A 15441-nucleotide genomic window follows, 5' to 3' on the forward strand; every position below is an offset into this window, starting at 1 on the left:
CGGACGACGTAGCGTCCAAGGCGGTGGTTGAGGTCTGCTAGCAAGGCGTTGAATTCGTCTGCCTCCCTATCCACGTTGCCGACCCCTATCTGTATCGTCTACAACTTCGAACAGGTCATCGAACCTCATCGGGGCCAATGCCGTCAGTGCGCCTCCGATGAAAGCCGGACCAGGTTGCAACTCGCCATGAGTCACCCGCTTCAACGTAGATCGGTGAATGCCCATCGCTCTTGCAAGTGAGTAGTCGGAGGAAAAGCCTGCCAGCAGCGCGGATCTGGCGAATACTTCCGTACAGAGCTTCACGGTGAACATCATCTAAATTACTTCTCATACTTCCTGCGCCGCAGCACGATGGCCAGTGCCCAACTCAACCCGACGAGCGAAATCGCACACAATGCGATGCCAAGCGATTCGAACCACCGCTGGTCGGCCATCATGTCCGATCACTTCCCCATCCACCTCTCGTGGATCTTGTGCGCCGTGAAAATTCCGGTATTCCAGGCCACTCAATCCAAGGCGGGGAATGTCAACCAGAGCGAGAATGTGGCGTGAATGACCTGCGACTGTCTCACCGGTATGCTTGACCTGCGAGGATGTGCTGGGGTACGTGTGGCAGAACATGCCGGGAGGTCACCCGATGGCAGTACGGCGGATGAGGCTGGCCGAAGCCAGGAACGCGGCCGGGTTCACTCAGGAGTCGTTCGCAGAAGCCGCGCGAGTAGACCGTTCGACGGTCGCACGCTGGGAGTCCGGAACAAGCAGGCCACTGCCGTACCTTCGCCCCAGGCTGGCCAGGCTGCTCGAAGTCAGCATGCGCGAGCTGCAAGAACTCCTACCGCCTCCATTTCCCGACCACGTCCCCAGCCCCGCAATCCAGCCCTGGCCCGCACCCGCTGCTTCGGATGAGGACGAGCAGGATGCGCTGGAGCTGGTGAGGCGGATCAACGCCAGCGACGTGGGGAACGAAACGCTCCTCCGCCTCGAATCAATGGTGGACGAACTCGCGATCGCCTACCCCAAGACACCACCAAAGATCCTGTTGGGTCGAATCCGGCAGCATCTCGCGTACGTGAACCGGCTACTCGATGCCCGAAAGACACTCGCAGAACACCGACGCCTGTTGGTTGTCGGGGGCTGGTTCTCGCTGCTTGCCGCAACCGTCCACATCGACCTGAACCAGGCGAACGCAGCAACAGCCCGCCTCAAGACTGCGGCCAACCTCGCAACCCACACCGATCACGACGAGATCCACGCGTGGGCCTACGAGACAGAGGCTTGGCGTGTCCTCACCGAAGGCGACTACGCCAGGGCACTGGAGCTGTCCCAGACTGCGAAGACCATCGCCCCCGCAGGCAGTTCGGTGGCAATCCAAGCCACCGCCCAGGAAGGTCGGGCCAGCGCTCGCCTAGGCCGACGTCGCGAGACCTATGCGGCCATTCACGAGGTTCACGAGCTGGTGGCCCCGATGCCCAGGCCCGACAACCCCGAACACCACTACCGCTACGACCCGGACAAGTCGGTCGCCTACACCGCAACCACACTGGCGTGGGCGGGCGACCCGGCCGCCGAGGACTACGCCCGCGAGGTAATCCGTCGACTAGGAGCCAGTGCCGACCCCAGCACCTGGCCCCGCCGCGTGGCCTCAGCGAACATCGACCTTTCCCTGTCCCTACTCGTCAGTGACCGCCTGGACGAGGCCTTCAACCACACCCTGCAAGCCATCACCTCAGGCCGCGTGGTCCCGTCCAATCAGTGGCGAGCCGCCGAGGTCGTTCACGCCGTCGAAGCCAAGGGTCTACCCGAAGCCTCCGACCTGCGCGAAGCGTTCGAGACCATGCGCCGCCAGGACCCCAGCACCGCGTAGCCGGACGGCATGTCCCAACTCGAGCGATGTCCGTGGGCCGCAGGTGTGTTCAGAGTTTCTTTTCTTGGTCAAGGCGGCCCCCTGCGGGGGCCGCTGGCCGTTCGTGCCTGTTCAGGCTGTTGCGGGCAGGCTCCGGCGATGTCCTCGGTCGCGCCAACGTGGGCCTGGCGGCCCACGGGCGCGACACGCGAGGCACCGGAGCCCGCCCGCAACAGCCGGAGGACACGGCCAGCGGCACCCACAGGGAACCGCGTGATCGGACTTGTTCCTTGTCAGGCGGGAAGCATTTCCGGCTTCTGGGCTTGGGACGAGCGCGTGGTGGTCGACTTAGCAGGGTGGTCTTGGCGCTCGGCTGCCGCGCCTGTGGGCAGCTCGACGCCTTGGCGGCATCGATCAGCCCACAGGCTTGCCGATGCCTACTGGCCTCCTCGCACCTAACCACTGGTACAGATCACGCTGTTTCGGACCTGGGTTGCCAAAGGCCTTGTGATGGGATGACGCATGAAGCTGGACGGGGTCGAAGACCCGAGACGGGTGGTCATCTGCCACAATCAACTGATAATTGATGTCAGCGTAGCTACTGGAGGCGAAATGGCAGACTTGAGCGCCTTTGACGTGTCGCGGCCGTATGTCGATGAACCGATTGTTGATCCCGTTCTCGACAATCTCGGTCGTCAAGAATTCTGCCTCCGTGTCGCCAACGTAATTGACGAAGTTGCCGATCAAGCCGGAAGTTCGACCTTGAGCATCGTCGGCCCCTGGGGGAGCGGGAAGACATCTGCACTAAATCTTACAATCTCCAAAATCGAAGGTCTGGACAAAGGTTGGCGTATAGCACGCTTTAGTCCTTGGCAGTTTTCGAGCGTAGAGGCACTTCTTCGGGATTTTTTTGCCACTCTGGCCGAGCAACTCCCCGGTAGGCGCAAGCGGAAAATTCGAGTTAGCTTGGCGAGGCATCTCAAGAACATTTCACCTGGTGGCAAAGTTGTGCCGCTCACTGGTATTGACAAAGCTATTGAGGCAATGGCTAATATATTGAGGGGTGATGAGTCGGTTGAAGCCACAGCGAAGGCAGTAAAGCGAACTCTCGGCAAATCGGACAGGCGGCTGCTCTTTGTAGTGGACGATGTTGACAGGTTGCAGCCGGACGAGTTGTTGCTGGTTCTCAAGATGGTTCGGTCCGTCGCGTCATTTCCGAATGTCTACTACTTGCTCGCATATGATGAGCTAACACTCATCGACGTTCTTTCTTCTACGGACCTTGCAAAAGGGAATCGAGACCGAGCGCGTGCTTATCTCGAAAAGATAGTCCAGATACGTTTTGATCTTCCTACGTTGGCAACAGGCTTGATCGAAGGTTTCTTCGAAGCGCATCTGGGGCGTTCCCTGGAAAAATACGGTCAAGGTTTGAACTCTGAACAGCAACGAAGACTGTCAAGTGCTCTAGATTCATCTATGCGCGAAGGGCTAGCCACGCCCCGCGCGGTTCGCAAACTGTTTGCGCAGGTTGACGCACTTTTCCCGGTGTTGAAAGATGAGGTCGACTATACCGACTTCCTTCTTCTCACTTATCTTCGCGTTTTTGACAGCTCGCTTTACGCGGCTCTGCCAGCTTACAGGGCAGAACTCGTTGATGCGGGAGGCTACGGGTTTCAGTCGTTCAAAGTCGATGATGAGAGAACTAAATGGTCTAAACGACTATTGCGTTTCGTCGATGAAGATCGAGTGGACAGTGCGATTGTTTTCCTTTCTAGCCTTTTTCTGCCGCTCCGCTCAGTGTGCGATAGGATGGCTTACGGCAGCGATTTCGTTTCCGGTTATGTTCACGAAAAGCGTGCCGGAAGCTCCTCCTACTTTGACAGATACTTCAATTTTGGTGTTCCATCGTCTGATGTGTCAGACGTTCTTGCAGGGAATGCGTTGGCCTACCTGGTAGGAGGCCGTGATTACAATGACGCTTTCAAAGAGCTGAACCGTCGTTTCGGGCAAGACCCGGTAGCGGTGCTGAACAAGATCGAAGACCTATTGGCTACTGCTCGGTATTCTACCGTCGAACCGCTTCTCGCTTGGCTTATAGCCGGGTATCGTCAAGCCAAAGAAGGCAGCACTCTTTGGGGTTCGCCGCGCGTGCTTATTGAAAGACTCATCGTTATAGCTCTCGATTCGACCGCTACTGTAGATGCCCTTCGGCACTATAAAATGCTTCTTGTTGCCGATGAATTGCACCTTGCAGTACGTGTGGCTGGCAGGGTTGCAAAAAAAGAAGAGACATCGACTTGGAGGAAATCTTACGTGGCGGACCTTGTGCCAAAGCTAGGCGCAAGGGTCGAAATACTATCTGAAATGCCGCTTAGCGACGTGACTGATGACGACTTCAACCTGGTCACTTGGGTGGCGGAGCTGACGAATTATGATGATCGGAAAAAGTGGCTGCACGGCAAGCTAGATAAAGGGCCTTGGACCCCGCTCGAATTCGTTTCGCTGCTGACTCCGCGTCAGATGTTGTATGGCGATCCAAGTATGACTTGGCGCGTTGGCCAGATCGATGCCGTAACTGTAGAGAACTTCATTGGCTTGGATTACATTATTGATAGAATCGGTCATACAATCGACGGGGAAGCTGGTTCGCCCGACTTTGTACTGGGCGAGGTCGCCACCCGAGAGAATCGTCAAAAAGCCATGATACGCTTCTTGCGCGAACGTCGTCAGAGTTCAATTAAAGATGAATAGATGATGCGAGAGATGACGGAGTGCGGTAGCTGTGTCCTTCGCCTGAAGATCAACGCCACACTCTACCCGCACAAAACGTCGATAGGTGACGGATGGGCTTGGTCCATTGTGGTCGGTCGGACCGTGGGTTGGCGCAGCTAGTGGGTGGTGTTCAGCGGTGACGCCAACTTGCGTGAAAGATCATTTGGGAATCCGCGGGTTTGAGGCGCTCCGCGTGAGCGCTTTCCGGTCCGTGTGCCAGTGCTACGTTGCGGTCAAGTACCTTCCTGTGGGAGTGATCGACCCTTCGCAGGCTGCCTAAGTTCCGGGACCAGTGTAGCTCGTTTGCTGGGTCGGGAGCGTGTTCTTCGTGGCAGGACCAACTGGCCGGGGCAGACGGAGCATCTGTTGCAGATTGTGAACTGTCCGTCTTGCGAACGAATACGACGGCACTGCCTGTGCGCAGGAGGCGGTGGTCGAAATACGATCACAATGGTGGCGCTGAGTAGGGCTTGAGAGTTGGCCTAGCTGCCTGTTCGAGTGATCTGGTCGGTGTTTTCAGATGATGTGGTGTCGGTTCGGGAGTTGTACTCCACGCCTGCATCTACACCTGCACGTGCAGCGCGGTAACCCTGTGTCAGTATGAGCTGGATCACATGTGAGTGATTTGTCAACGCCTGGTATTCCCTGTGTGGCCGATCGTCATGGGCGCGCGGGTCCAGCACACTCACGTTGTCCACAGCTGTTGCTCCCGTACGAGCTCTGACTTGACCGGCCAGTCAGAGAGACGTCTGCAGGCGTCGTGAGGAAGGGAGCAGAGTGGCGAACAAAGGAAAGGGCGGCAGGCGGGAGCGCCGTAGGCGTCGTGGGCGCGGGAAGCGCTTGCGCCGCCAGGCGGTGCTAGCGCTTCCCGGCCTCGTGGTACGGATCGGCCTGTGGTTGCTCATGTCCGTGATCCACCACAGGGACTGATCCGGGTGGCCAGGCCGGAAAGGATCCGGCCTGGCCCACCTGGAGTGTGCCGCTTGTGGGATGGCCGCGCTACGCCCGAGAGGGCGACGCCCTAGTGGCCGTGGCGAGAGTGCGCTCGATGGCCGCGCCTGTGAGTCCTACCTGGAGCAAGATCAATGAGGGCTATGCACAACGTATTGGCTCACTAGTTCAAGATCGTAGCCCCAATATATTCCCGACAATCGACGGCAAGTTGCCGTGCCGAACCATTCGCTACGGTCGTTCGCGATCGGGAATCACGCAGGTAACGGGTGATGGCGACAGGTTTCGGCAGGTGTTGCTGAGGCAAGATTTGCGATCCGCGGGTTCAGGATTCGCGTGCCTGCCAGGCTGTCGGTCTACAGGCTGGGCCACAGGTTCGGGTGTCCTGTGCGTAGTGGTGCGGAACCAAGCGCGTCGTGCTGTTCGCGTGCTGTAAGCCCTGGTCAACAGCGGTCATCACCGGCTTGGTGGGGCTAGGTTCAACCGCAGGTCGAGGCACCTACCAGGGGGACAAGTTCGGGTTCCCAAGCTGTAGAGGCGGGTTCGATTCCCGTCACCCGCTCAGCGCACGAAGGCCCAGGTCGGAGTCAGCGACCTGGGCCTTCGTCGTGACCGGCGCACGGCAACCCAGCAGCAAGCAACGCGCTGCTCCAGACCTTCGCCCCACGTGTACGCGCCCACCGCGATCCGGGCGACGAAGCCGCAGCGAAGATCGCGGCGGGAGGCGGGACCGCCACTCCGGGGACGGCAACGCCGCGCGCACATCGCACGGCCCGCACCCCCTGGTGGGATAGATCGTGCACAGTCTTCCCCGCGCCGGCGGGGGCGATCCGCCCTGATGACGAACCCGACCGGGACATGCGGCCCCGCCACGGCGGGACCTGCTCGTCGTGATCCACAACGCAGGTCGACGGGTCCTCCTCGACGCGTGTCGACAAGCTGCACCCCGGAGGCCGAGACCATGACCAGGGCACGCCGCTTGGCCGGCTACACGTTGGACGATTGGGAGCGCCTGGAGCCTGAAGAAGGCCACCGCGTCGAATTGGTCGCGCTCGCGGTCGAAGTGGTCAGCCCGTCCACGGCTCGTCGCGATCGGCTGGAGAAGCCCGCCGCGTTCGCCGCAGCCGGGGTGCCTGCCTTCTGGCGGGTCGAGATCGGACGCGCGGATGGTCCGGTCATCTACTGCTACCGGTTGGACCAGGACGTGTACGTGGAGGTGGCGACACTGCGGGCGGCGCTGTCGGGACGGCCGACGTCCCCGGCGGGATGGCCGTGACGGTCGACCCCGCCGACCTGATCGGCTCACGTCGCCCCGGCTCCTGATCGCGACAGACCTCGGCGGTGCCACCTCCCAAGATCCCCGAGCTGTAGAGGCGGGTTCGATTCCCGTCACCCGCTCAGCGCACGAAGGCCCAGGGCGGAGTCAGCGAGCTGGGCCTTCGTCGTGATCGACTCATTGCAACCCCGCTGCGAGCAACGCGCTGCTCCAGACCTTCACCCACGTGTACGCGCCCACCGCGATCCGGGCGAACATGCCGCGCGGGGGTTCGCGTCGCGCCTCCACCCGGCCCCGGGCCAGGACCGCGACCACCGCCACCACCAGCACCGCCGTCACGACCGGCGACGTGGTCAGCCCCCAGTAGACCGCCAGGCCGACCGCCGCCAGTTGCAGCCACGCGAACAGGATCACGGCCAGCTCCCCGAACATCTCCACGAGAAACCCGCCGACCGCCCGTGCGGCCAGCAACGGCGCACGCACCACCGCCGTCACCACGCGCTTGACCCACCAAGGCCGTTGCGACGCCTGCCGCGCCTCCCGGACCGCCCGCCGTGCCGCTGCCAGTCTCGACTCACGGGTCACGACGACCATGATCGGCCGGCGATCGTCGCCGGCGAAACCCGACCGGACCGATCACCGGAACCACCGCACGAGGCTCAGCCCTGCTGTCGCCACGCCTCGTTGTAGCGGCGTTCGCGTTCACGGTCGGTCTCGGTGTTGCGGTCGTTGCGGAACGTGCTGGCGGATGCCCGGGGGTAGCCGTACTTGGTCATGCGGTGGTCGGTGGACTCGATCGCGTACGACACCGCGAAGTACACGCCGACCACCAGGCCCAGCGAGCCGCAGGCCACGGCCAGCGGCAGGGGGGAGCCCAGGCCCCACACCAGGGCCAGGGTGATGATCACGGTGAGCGGCAGGACCTGGAGGAACGCCCTGACCATGAACCACGCCAGCCACGTCGGCTTGGTGGCCTGGTGGAACACCCACTCGCGGTACTTCATCGGCAGGCGTCCGCCGACCAGGTACCAGGCGCGCAACGGCAGCGCTGGGCTGGTCATGACGTCGCCGCGATCACGCGGGTCAGGACGCGGTGCAGGTCTTCCAGTTCCTTCAACGTCATCCCCAGCTTCTCGACCACGGCCGGCGGGATGGCCAACGCCCGTTCGCGCAACGCCGCGCCCTCCTCGGTCAACGCCACGGCCAGTTGCCGCTCGTCCGAAGACGCGCGCCCGCGCGTCACGTACCCGATCGCCTCCAGGCGCTTGAGCAGCGGCGACAGCGTCGCGGGCTCCAGCGCGAGCAGGCGGCCGAGTTCCTTGACCGACAGCGGTTCGCTGCCCCACAGCGCCAGCATCACCAGGTACTGCGGATGGGTGAGACCCATCGGCTCCAGCAGCGGCCGGTAGAGGGCCACCACGTTCCTGGACGCGATCGAGAGCGCGAAGCAGACCTGCCGGTCCAGGGCCAGCGGGTCGCCCTCAATAGTTTGTGCACTAATCATTAGTACACACAGTACTACCGCGACTCCAGTTCCGCCCAGCCCCCACCGGAGGCCAGCACCGCCCGCACGCCCGCCGCGTGCTCGACCACACCGGCCAGGTCACCGTGCAGCAACGCCGCCCGGTCCGCGTCGACCGGCTCCCGGTCGTCGCGCCACAGCTCCAGCGGCAGGCTCACCACGAACACCACCGAGTCGACCAGCCGCAACACCGGCGCGTCACCGGGGCACGCGGACCGGATCGCGTTGCACGCCCGCACGACCTCCTGCAACCCCGCCACGGCGGACGCGGGCGTGCCGTCCCACCCCCGGTCCGGCCACACCCGCGTGCTCAACGCCAGCCACAGGCGCCACCCGGCGGCCGACTCGGTCTCGTCCCTCGGCTCCCAGGAACTCATGCACTCCACTGTGGGGCCGCCGAGTCGGGCAAACCTCATGACACTGCCCACAACGCGCGACCGGACACGTGCCGGACAGGAGGTGAACCCGCCGGAACGCGAACGTGGCGGCAGCCCACCGAGGGGCCGCCGCCACGGCTCGGTCAGCGCACGGACGTCCGGCCCAGCCAGATCAGCGCGCCGATCTGCGCCAGGACGGCACCCGCGACCAGCCACACCGGCTGGGACGCCGACCCCATCTGCACTGCGGTGTAAGGCACACCGAACACGACGAGCGCTCCGGCGATGCTCAACCGGACGACGTCGAGCACGCGGGGCAGGTAGGCGTGGGCCACGACCACGCCCGCCGACAGGCTCGCCCGATCGGGCACCTCGAACTTCAGGAATCCGCTCGCCGACTGCTGCTCGTCGATCTTTTCCTCGTGGATGACGTCTGACACTGCGCACTCCTCGGAGAACCCCGATCGCCGTCGTTCGGTGATCGGGGACGGCTGACGGTCGACATGACTCCCCTTGGCTCACTCAGCTCTCCAGAGGGCGTGATTCGTCAGCGCGGGTGGCTCAGTGCGACCTCGTCCGAAGACCGGTCTGGTGCGACGTGTCCGCTGCGAAGTGTTGCCCGTGACGATCGTCAGAGGTGGACCGCGGCGACGAGAGGCGGCAGTTGCGGGGCCTGGTCGCGAGGTCCGCTGACACCTCCAACGTAGCAACCGTTGATCAACTGTGCCACGGGATATCGACGCCGTGAAGCCCGTCACGTGGTTCGGCCCCGCCAGGCACGCCGATCACAGCTGTGACTGCCGTTCACGTACCTGACCGGCACATACCCAAAGTTTTTCCGCGAATCTCCGTCATGTCTGCGCGTTTCGCGACTCCTACCCACATGCGAACCGGTGTCAACGCGCGTCCGTCGTCCGCGGCGGGCGCAGGTCGGCATGTCTCGGGGCCGGGAATCGCGCTGGTGGACCCCATACCGCTGTTCCGCGAGGGCCTCTCGGCCGTCGTGCGACGAACACCGGGGCTGCACTGGCTCGGCTCGACCGGCCACCTGCACACTGCCGTCCGCCTGCACGAACGGCTGCGGCCGGACGTGCTGCTGATCGATTCGGTGCTCGACCCGCAGGGTCACCTCGCGACGCTGCTGGTCGGCAACGACCCGCAACTGCTGGTGATCTCGCTGGTCCGGGAACCGCACCGGACCGCGAAGTACGTGCGCGCCGCCCTGGCCGCGGGCGTGCGCGGGATGGTGCCCCGGGCCGGCGAGATCGGCGAGGTGCTCCAGGCGATCGTGCGCGGCCACCAGGAGCGGATGTACCTGGACCCGACGCTCGCCCCGCTGGCCGCCGGGTTCACGCCGACCGCCGAAGCCGGGTCGCGCCGCGCGCTGTCCCGGCGCGAGTACGAGGTGCTCCAGCTCATCGCCGACGGCCTGGAGAACCAGGCGGTGGCGAACGAGCTGTACGTCTCGGTGGAGACCGTCCGCACCCACGTGAAGAACATCCTGCGCAAACTCCGCGCGCGGGACCGCACGCACGCCGTTTCGCTGGCCTACCAGGCAGGACTGCTCAGCAGCAACATGAAGTGATCTCGTCTCGTGTGCCACAACCGGGTGGCCGGCCTTGCCGGGGTTACTGACAGGTAATACCCTGTTGTTACCGGCCAGTAGGGGACAGCCCCGATTTTCATGGAGTGAGACGAGATGGGTCACTACAAGAGCAACGTCCGGGACCTCGAGTTCAACCTGTTCGAGGTCTTCAACGTGCAGGACCACCTCGGCACGGGGCCGTTCGAGCAGGCGGACGAGGACACCGCGCGCGGCGTGCTCGCCGAGCTGAACAACCTCGCGGTGGGCCCGCTGGCGGAGTCCTTCGCCGACTCCGACCGCAACCCGCCGGTCTTCGACCCGAAGACGCACTCGGCCACCCTGCCCGAGTCCTTCAAGCGGTCCTACCAGGCCCTCTGGGACGGCGAGTGGTACCGCCTGTCGCTGCCCAACGACCTGGGCGGCTTCGGCATCCCGCCGTCGGTGCAGTGGGCGGCGTCCGAGCTGATCCTGGGTGCGAACCCGGCCGCCTACATGTACCTGGCGGGCCCCAACTTCGCGACCGTCGTGCACCGCAACGGCACCGAGGCGCAGAAGAGGTGGGCCGAGCTGATGATCGAGCGCGGCTGGGGCGCCACCATGGTGCTCACCGAGCCCGACGCCGGTTCGGACGTGGGCGCGGGCCGCACCAAGGCCGTGCTCCAGGAGGACGGCTCGTGGCACCTCGACGGCGTGAAGCGGTTCATCACCTCCGGTGACCAGGACCTGACCGAGAACATCATGCACCTGGTGCTGGCGCGGCCCGAGGGCCCCGGCATCGAGGCGCGGCCGGGCACCAAGGGCCTGTCGCTGTTCCTGGTGCCCAAGTGGCACTTCGACCCGGAGACCGGCGAGTCGACCGGCGAGCGCAACGGCGCCTTCGTGACCAACGTCGAGCACAAGATGGGCCTCAAGGTCTCCACGACCTGCGAACTCACCTTCGGCCAGCACGGCGTGCCCGCCAAGGGCTGGTTGCTGGGCGAGGTGCACAACGGCATCGCGCAGATGTTCCAGGTCATCGAGTACGCCCGGATGATGGTCGGCACCAAGGCGATCGGCACGCTGTCCACCGGCTACCTCAACGCGCTGTCCTACGCCAAGGAGCGCGTGCAGAGCGCCGACCTGACCCGGATGACGGACAAGAGCGCGCCCCGCGTGACCATCACGCACCACCCGGACGTGCGGCGTTCGCTCATGCTCCAGAAGGCGTACGCCGAGGGCCTGCGCGCGGTGTACCTGTACACGGCGACGTTCCAGGACCGGATCGCCCTGGGCGGCGAGGGCCGGGAACTGGCCGAGAAGGTCAACGACCTGCTGCTGCCGATCGTCAAGGGCGTCGGCTCGGAGCGGGCCTACGAGCAGCTCGCGCAGTCGTTGCAGACCCTGGGCGGCTCGGGCTTCCTCCAGGAGTACCCGATCGAGCAGTACATCCGGGACTCCAAGATCGACTCGCTGTACGAGGGCACCACGGCGATCCAGTCGCTGGACTTCTTCTTCCGCAAGATCATCCGGGACCAGGGCCAGGCGCTCACGTTCATCAACGGCGAGATCCAGAAGTTCCTCGACAACGAGGGCGGCAACGGCCGGCTCAAGGAGGAGCGGGCGCTGCTCAAGCAGGGCTTGGAAGACCTCCAGGGGATGCTCGGCGCGCTGGTCGGCTACCTGACCACGGCGCAGGAGGACGTCCGCAACCTGTACAAGGTCGGGCAGAACACCGTCCGGCTGCTGATGACCGCCGGTGACGTGCTGGTGGGCTGGCTGCTGCTGCGCCAGGCCGAGGTGGCGCTGGCCAAGCTCGACGGCCAGGTGTCCGCCCGCGACAAGGCGTTCTACGAGGGCAAGGTCGCCGTGGCGTCGTTCTTCGCGAAGTCCGTGCTGCCGGAGCTGTCGGCCCGCCGGAAGATCGCGGAGACCACCGACAACTCGCTGATGGACGTGGACGAAGCCGCGTTCTGAGCCGACGACGGCGGAAGGGCGGCACCCCGGGTGGGGTGCCGCCCTTCCGCCGTCCGGACCTCGTGCGGGTCGGCCCCCGCGCGGATCAGACCTTGTGCGCCTTGGCGGCGGCGAAGCAGTACGCGCCGAAACCCAGGAACCCCAACGCGATCACGGCCAGCAGGAACACGCCGTAGGGCTGCGCGGCCAGCGTGTGCAGCGCCTTGTCCAGGCCGCCGGACTGCGACGGGTCGGCGTTGATCGCGGCGAACCCGACCAGGACGCCGATCAGGGCGTACGAGATCCCCTTGCCGATCCAGCCGATCCGGCCCAGCCGCTCGACCCAGCTCCGGGTGCCGGCGGGCAGTTCGGCCATGTCGAGGTCGTCCTCGAACGCCTTCTTGAACCCCTTGCGCGCGACCACCACGCCGAGCGCGACCACCGCCAGCGCCACGATCCCGACCAGGACCTGGCCCAGCGGGAGCGCGAGCACCTTGGCCGTCCACGACTGCGGCTGCTCGTTCGAGTCGGACTGCGATTCGCCCGCCGCGTACCCGATGGCCGCGACACCGATCGCGACCCCGGTCACGGCACGGGCCGCCGACCCGATCCGGCGGGTGATCCGCTTGCGGCCCGCGGGCACCCACTGGTAGCCCGACACGGCCATCACCAGCTGCCACGCGGCGAACGCGAACAGCCCGACCCCGACGACCCAGAGCAGCACCGGCCCGAAACCGGTCTGGGCGAGCGTCGCGACCGCGCCCTTCTGGTCGGTCCGCTCGCCGCTGTCGCCGAAGACGACCTGGGCGGTCAACGCGGCCAGCAGCACGTGCACCAGCCCGTAGCACACCATTCCCGCCCGCCCGAGCACCTGCACGGCCGGGTGGCGTCTCACCTCATGCACGTTCACGATCGGGTGAATACCCGCTCGTGACCAGCCCCAACCGGGGCCGGTCGGGTGAGCGGCCCGGCTACCCCGCGGGCGGGGCCTCGCAGACGATCTTCGGCGACGGGTCATAGCGCACCGTGCGCGACTCCGAGCGGGACTGGCCGGTGCGGCGGTCCTTGATCGTCCGGGTGTCGGTGACCGTGAAGCCGCGCGCGCCGGCGCTGGCCACGCACGGCGTGGTGGCCTTCTTGATCTCGTTCGGGTCGGTGAAGTTCGACTGCTCGCTGGTGGAGCCCGAGACGTCGTAGTTCTTGGTGCCCCACAGGACGATCTTGATCGAGGACGGCGTCCAGATGGTCTGGATCGCGATGCCCGTGTCGTCCGGGTTGGCGAACTTGATGTCGATCAGGCTGTTGCCCGCGTTGTCCATGAACACCGTGGCCTCGCGGCCCGCCGGGTAGCGCGAGATCCAGTAGCTGTGCTCCTTGTGGCCCGCGTCCTTCATGCCCGCGTGGTAGCCCGCGTTGTACAGCGTGGTGGCGAACTGCGAGATGCCGCCGCCGACCGCGCGGCCCGGGGCGCCGTTCTCGATGATGCCCGCCTCGACGTAGCCCTGGGCGGTGCCGCGCGGGCCGGTGTACTCGTTGAGCGAGAACGTCTCGCCCGGCTTGACGATCGCGCCGTTCACCTTCTCCGCGACGACCCGGATGTTGGTGCCCGAGTCGGCGGCGAAGCCACCGGTCTGGAACTCGCCGATGACCTCCTTGATGCCCATCTTGTTCGCCTGCTCGGTGGTGACCTTGGCGGGCGTGTGCTTGTACTCCGCCTTGATCTCGCGCTTGTCCTTGCTCTTGAGCACGTCCAGGAAGGTCGCCAGGGACTTGTCCCAGTCGACGCCCAGGCCGTCCACGGACTCCTTCACGGTGGGCCGGCCGCCGTCGAACACGATCTCGGCGTCCTTGCCCTCCTTCTCGGTGTCCTTGAGCTGCGGGCCGGCCGCCTCGATCACCTTGTTGTTGTCGACCTTGGCGGTAAGCCCGCCGTCCTCGGCGGGCTCGAACACCAGGGTCGCGGCGAGCTGCTCGGGCGTGAGGGTCGCGTCCTTGCCCTCGCCCTTGATCAGCACGGGCGCGGCGGTGGCGGGCTTGGCGACCTCTTCGAGCGCCTTCTGGACGCCTTCCTTGGTCGTCTTCACCGGGGTCGTGCCGACCGGCAGGTCGACCGTGCCGCCGTCCGCCCAGGACGCCAGCAGCTTCTCCGACGCGGCCGTCACGTCCAGCTTCTGGCCCTGCTTCGGGTCCACGGCCACCGGGCTCGCGCCCTCGAACCGGATGGTGCCCTCGGCCGGGTCGTGGTCGGTCTTGGCGCGCAGCGCCTCCAGCGCGGCGGTCAGCTTGGCGCCGTCGCTGCGGGTCGCGATGCCGACCTCGCGCGAGGTGAAGAACGAGGTCACCCGGGTGACGGGGGACAACGGCTGGTCGCCGGCGCGGTCCAGGGTGGCGTTCCAGTCCAGCTCCAGGCCCGCGGCCTTGGGGTCGAACTCGGTGCTCACGTCGCCCGCCTGGGTCTTCACCGGCTGCGCCAGGCGCGGGCCGATCTGGTCGCGCAGCTTCTGCTCGGCGGCGCTGTGGCTCATCCCTCCGACGTCGACGCCCGCCACGGTGACCCCGCGCGGCACGTTCCCGCTGGACAGCGCGATGTCCGCGCCGTAGAGCACAGCCAGGAAGCCGAGCACGCCCGCCGCGACGATGATCAGCTTGCGGCGACTCTTGCGGCGCTGGTCGGTCTCCTCGGCCTCGGTCTCCTCGTCGACCATCATCGGGCCGAGCACGGTCGCCTCGGGCGCGGACACCGGCGCGGCGAAGACCGTGGTCTCCTCCGACGGCGTCGGGTTGCGCGGGTTGTCCGCGCGGGCGTTCTCGGAGACCTTCCCGGCGGGGAACGCCCGGGTCGCGTCGACCGGCGGGATCGCCCGGGTCTCCTCGGCGGCCGGCACCGGGGTCCGGGCGGGCTCGGCGGGCGGGGTGAGCTTGTGCGTGATCGCGTCGGGCGGCGTGAGGTTGCGCGTCGACTCGTCGGACAGGATCCGGGTCGCGTCCGAGGGCGGCACGTTGCGCACCGTCGGGGCGGAGGACCGCGCGTCCGACGGGTCGGCGCTCGGCCCGGACGACGGCCTCGACGGCGTGGGGGCCGGCTCGTCCGGCTCCTCCTGCGGCCACGCGTCCTCGGTCGGCCAGGCGGCCTCCTGGACCGAGGACGCGGCGATCTGCGTCGTGCGCTCCGAAGCGGTGCCC

General features: G+C 65.6%; 12 protein-coding genes. 5 read left to right on the forward strand and 7 right to left on the reverse strand.

All coding sequences use genetic code 11. The features are described 5' to 3' along the window. Window positions 1-652 precede the first annotated feature (652 nt). The 3 genes from AC0HI0_RS33755 to AC0HI0_RS33765 all read left to right on the forward strand — a co-directional run bounded on the left by AC0HI0_RS33755 (window position 653) and on the right by AC0HI0_RS33765 (window position 6842). On the forward strand, window positions 653-1864 hold the full coding sequence (locus AC0HI0_RS33755) for a helix-turn-helix transcriptional regulator (protein WP_480927522.1): 1212 nt from the start codon (window positions 653-655) through the stop codon (window positions 1862-1864). Between the two features lie 501 nt (window positions 1865-2365). Beyond that, on the forward strand, window positions 2366-4594 hold the full coding sequence (locus AC0HI0_RS33760; protein ID WP_480927523.1) for a KAP family P-loop NTPase fold protein: 2229 nt from the start codon (window positions 2366-2368) through the stop codon (window positions 4592-4594). Window positions 4595-6527: 1933 nt separating this feature from the next. Then, window positions 6528-6842, forward strand: a complete 315-nt coding sequence (locus AC0HI0_RS33765; RefSeq protein WP_480927524.1) for a Uma2 family endonuclease — start codon at window positions 6528-6530, stop codon at window positions 6840-6842. A gap of 177 nt (window positions 6843-7019) precedes the next feature. Here the strand turns inward: AC0HI0_RS33765 and AC0HI0_RS33770 are convergent, their stop codons facing one another. From AC0HI0_RS33770 to AC0HI0_RS33790, 5 genes are all read right to left on the reverse strand, one after another. Then, complete coding sequence (locus AC0HI0_RS33770) at window positions 7020-7427, reverse strand: hypothetical protein (RefSeq protein ID WP_480927525.1); 408 nt, start codon at window positions 7425-7427, stop codon at window positions 7020-7022. A 74-nt stretch (window positions 7428-7501) separates the two neighbouring features. Then, window positions 7502-7903, reverse strand: a complete 402-nt coding sequence (locus AC0HI0_RS33775) for a DUF5313 family protein (protein ID WP_480927526.1) — start codon at window positions 7901-7903, stop codon at window positions 7502-7504. Then, window positions 7900-8346 (reverse strand): MarR family winged helix-turn-helix transcriptional regulator, encoded by a 447-nt coding sequence (locus tag AC0HI0_RS33780; RefSeq protein ID WP_480927527.1) that lies wholly within the window; start codon window positions 8344-8346, stop codon window positions 7900-7902. The genes AC0HI0_RS33775 and AC0HI0_RS33780 overlap by 4 nt, the downstream gene beginning before the upstream one ends. A 14-nt stretch (window positions 8347-8360) precedes the next feature. Continuing rightward, window positions 8361-8741 carry a hypothetical protein gene (locus tag AC0HI0_RS33785; RefSeq protein ID WP_480927528.1) on the reverse strand — a complete coding sequence of 127 codons (381 nt, stop codon included), beginning with the start codon at window positions 8739-8741 and terminating at the stop codon, window positions 8361-8363. Window positions 8742-8884: 143 nt separating this feature from the next. Further along, window positions 8885-9181 carry a hypothetical protein gene (locus tag AC0HI0_RS33790; protein WP_480927529.1) on the reverse strand — a complete coding sequence of 99 codons (297 nt, stop codon included), beginning with the start codon at window positions 9179-9181 and terminating at the stop codon, window positions 8885-8887. Window positions 9182-9702: 521 nt separating this feature from the next. On the opposite strand from AC0HI0_RS33790, the gene AC0HI0_RS33795 reads away from it, so the two are divergent. Both AC0HI0_RS33795 and AC0HI0_RS33800 read left to right on the forward strand, forming a co-directional pair. Next, window positions 9703-10326 carry a response regulator transcription factor gene (locus AC0HI0_RS33795; protein WP_231904873.1) on the forward strand — a complete coding sequence of 208 codons (624 nt, stop codon included), beginning with the start codon at window positions 9703-9705 and terminating at the stop codon, window positions 10324-10326. 114 nt (window positions 10327-10440) lie between these two features. Beyond that, complete coding sequence (locus AC0HI0_RS33800; protein ID WP_480927530.1) at window positions 10441-12279, forward strand: acyl-CoA dehydrogenase; 1839 nt, start codon at window positions 10441-10443, stop codon at window positions 12277-12279. 85 nt (window positions 12280-12364) lie between these two features. Here the strand turns inward: AC0HI0_RS33800 and AC0HI0_RS33805 are convergent, their stop codons facing one another. Then, a complete protein-coding gene (locus AC0HI0_RS33805) occupies window positions 12365-13153 on the reverse strand; it encodes a DUF1206 domain-containing protein (RefSeq protein ID WP_480927531.1) in 789 nt (262 codons plus the stop codon). 76 nt (window positions 13154-13229) lie between these two features. Beyond that, a complete protein-coding gene (locus AC0HI0_RS33810) occupies window positions 13230-14966 on the reverse strand; it encodes a VanW family protein (protein WP_480934449.1) in 1737 nt (578 codons plus the stop codon). Window positions 14967-15441 lie beyond the last annotated feature (475 nt).

This window comes from Saccharothrix sp. NBAS 001, from assembly GCF_056640475.1.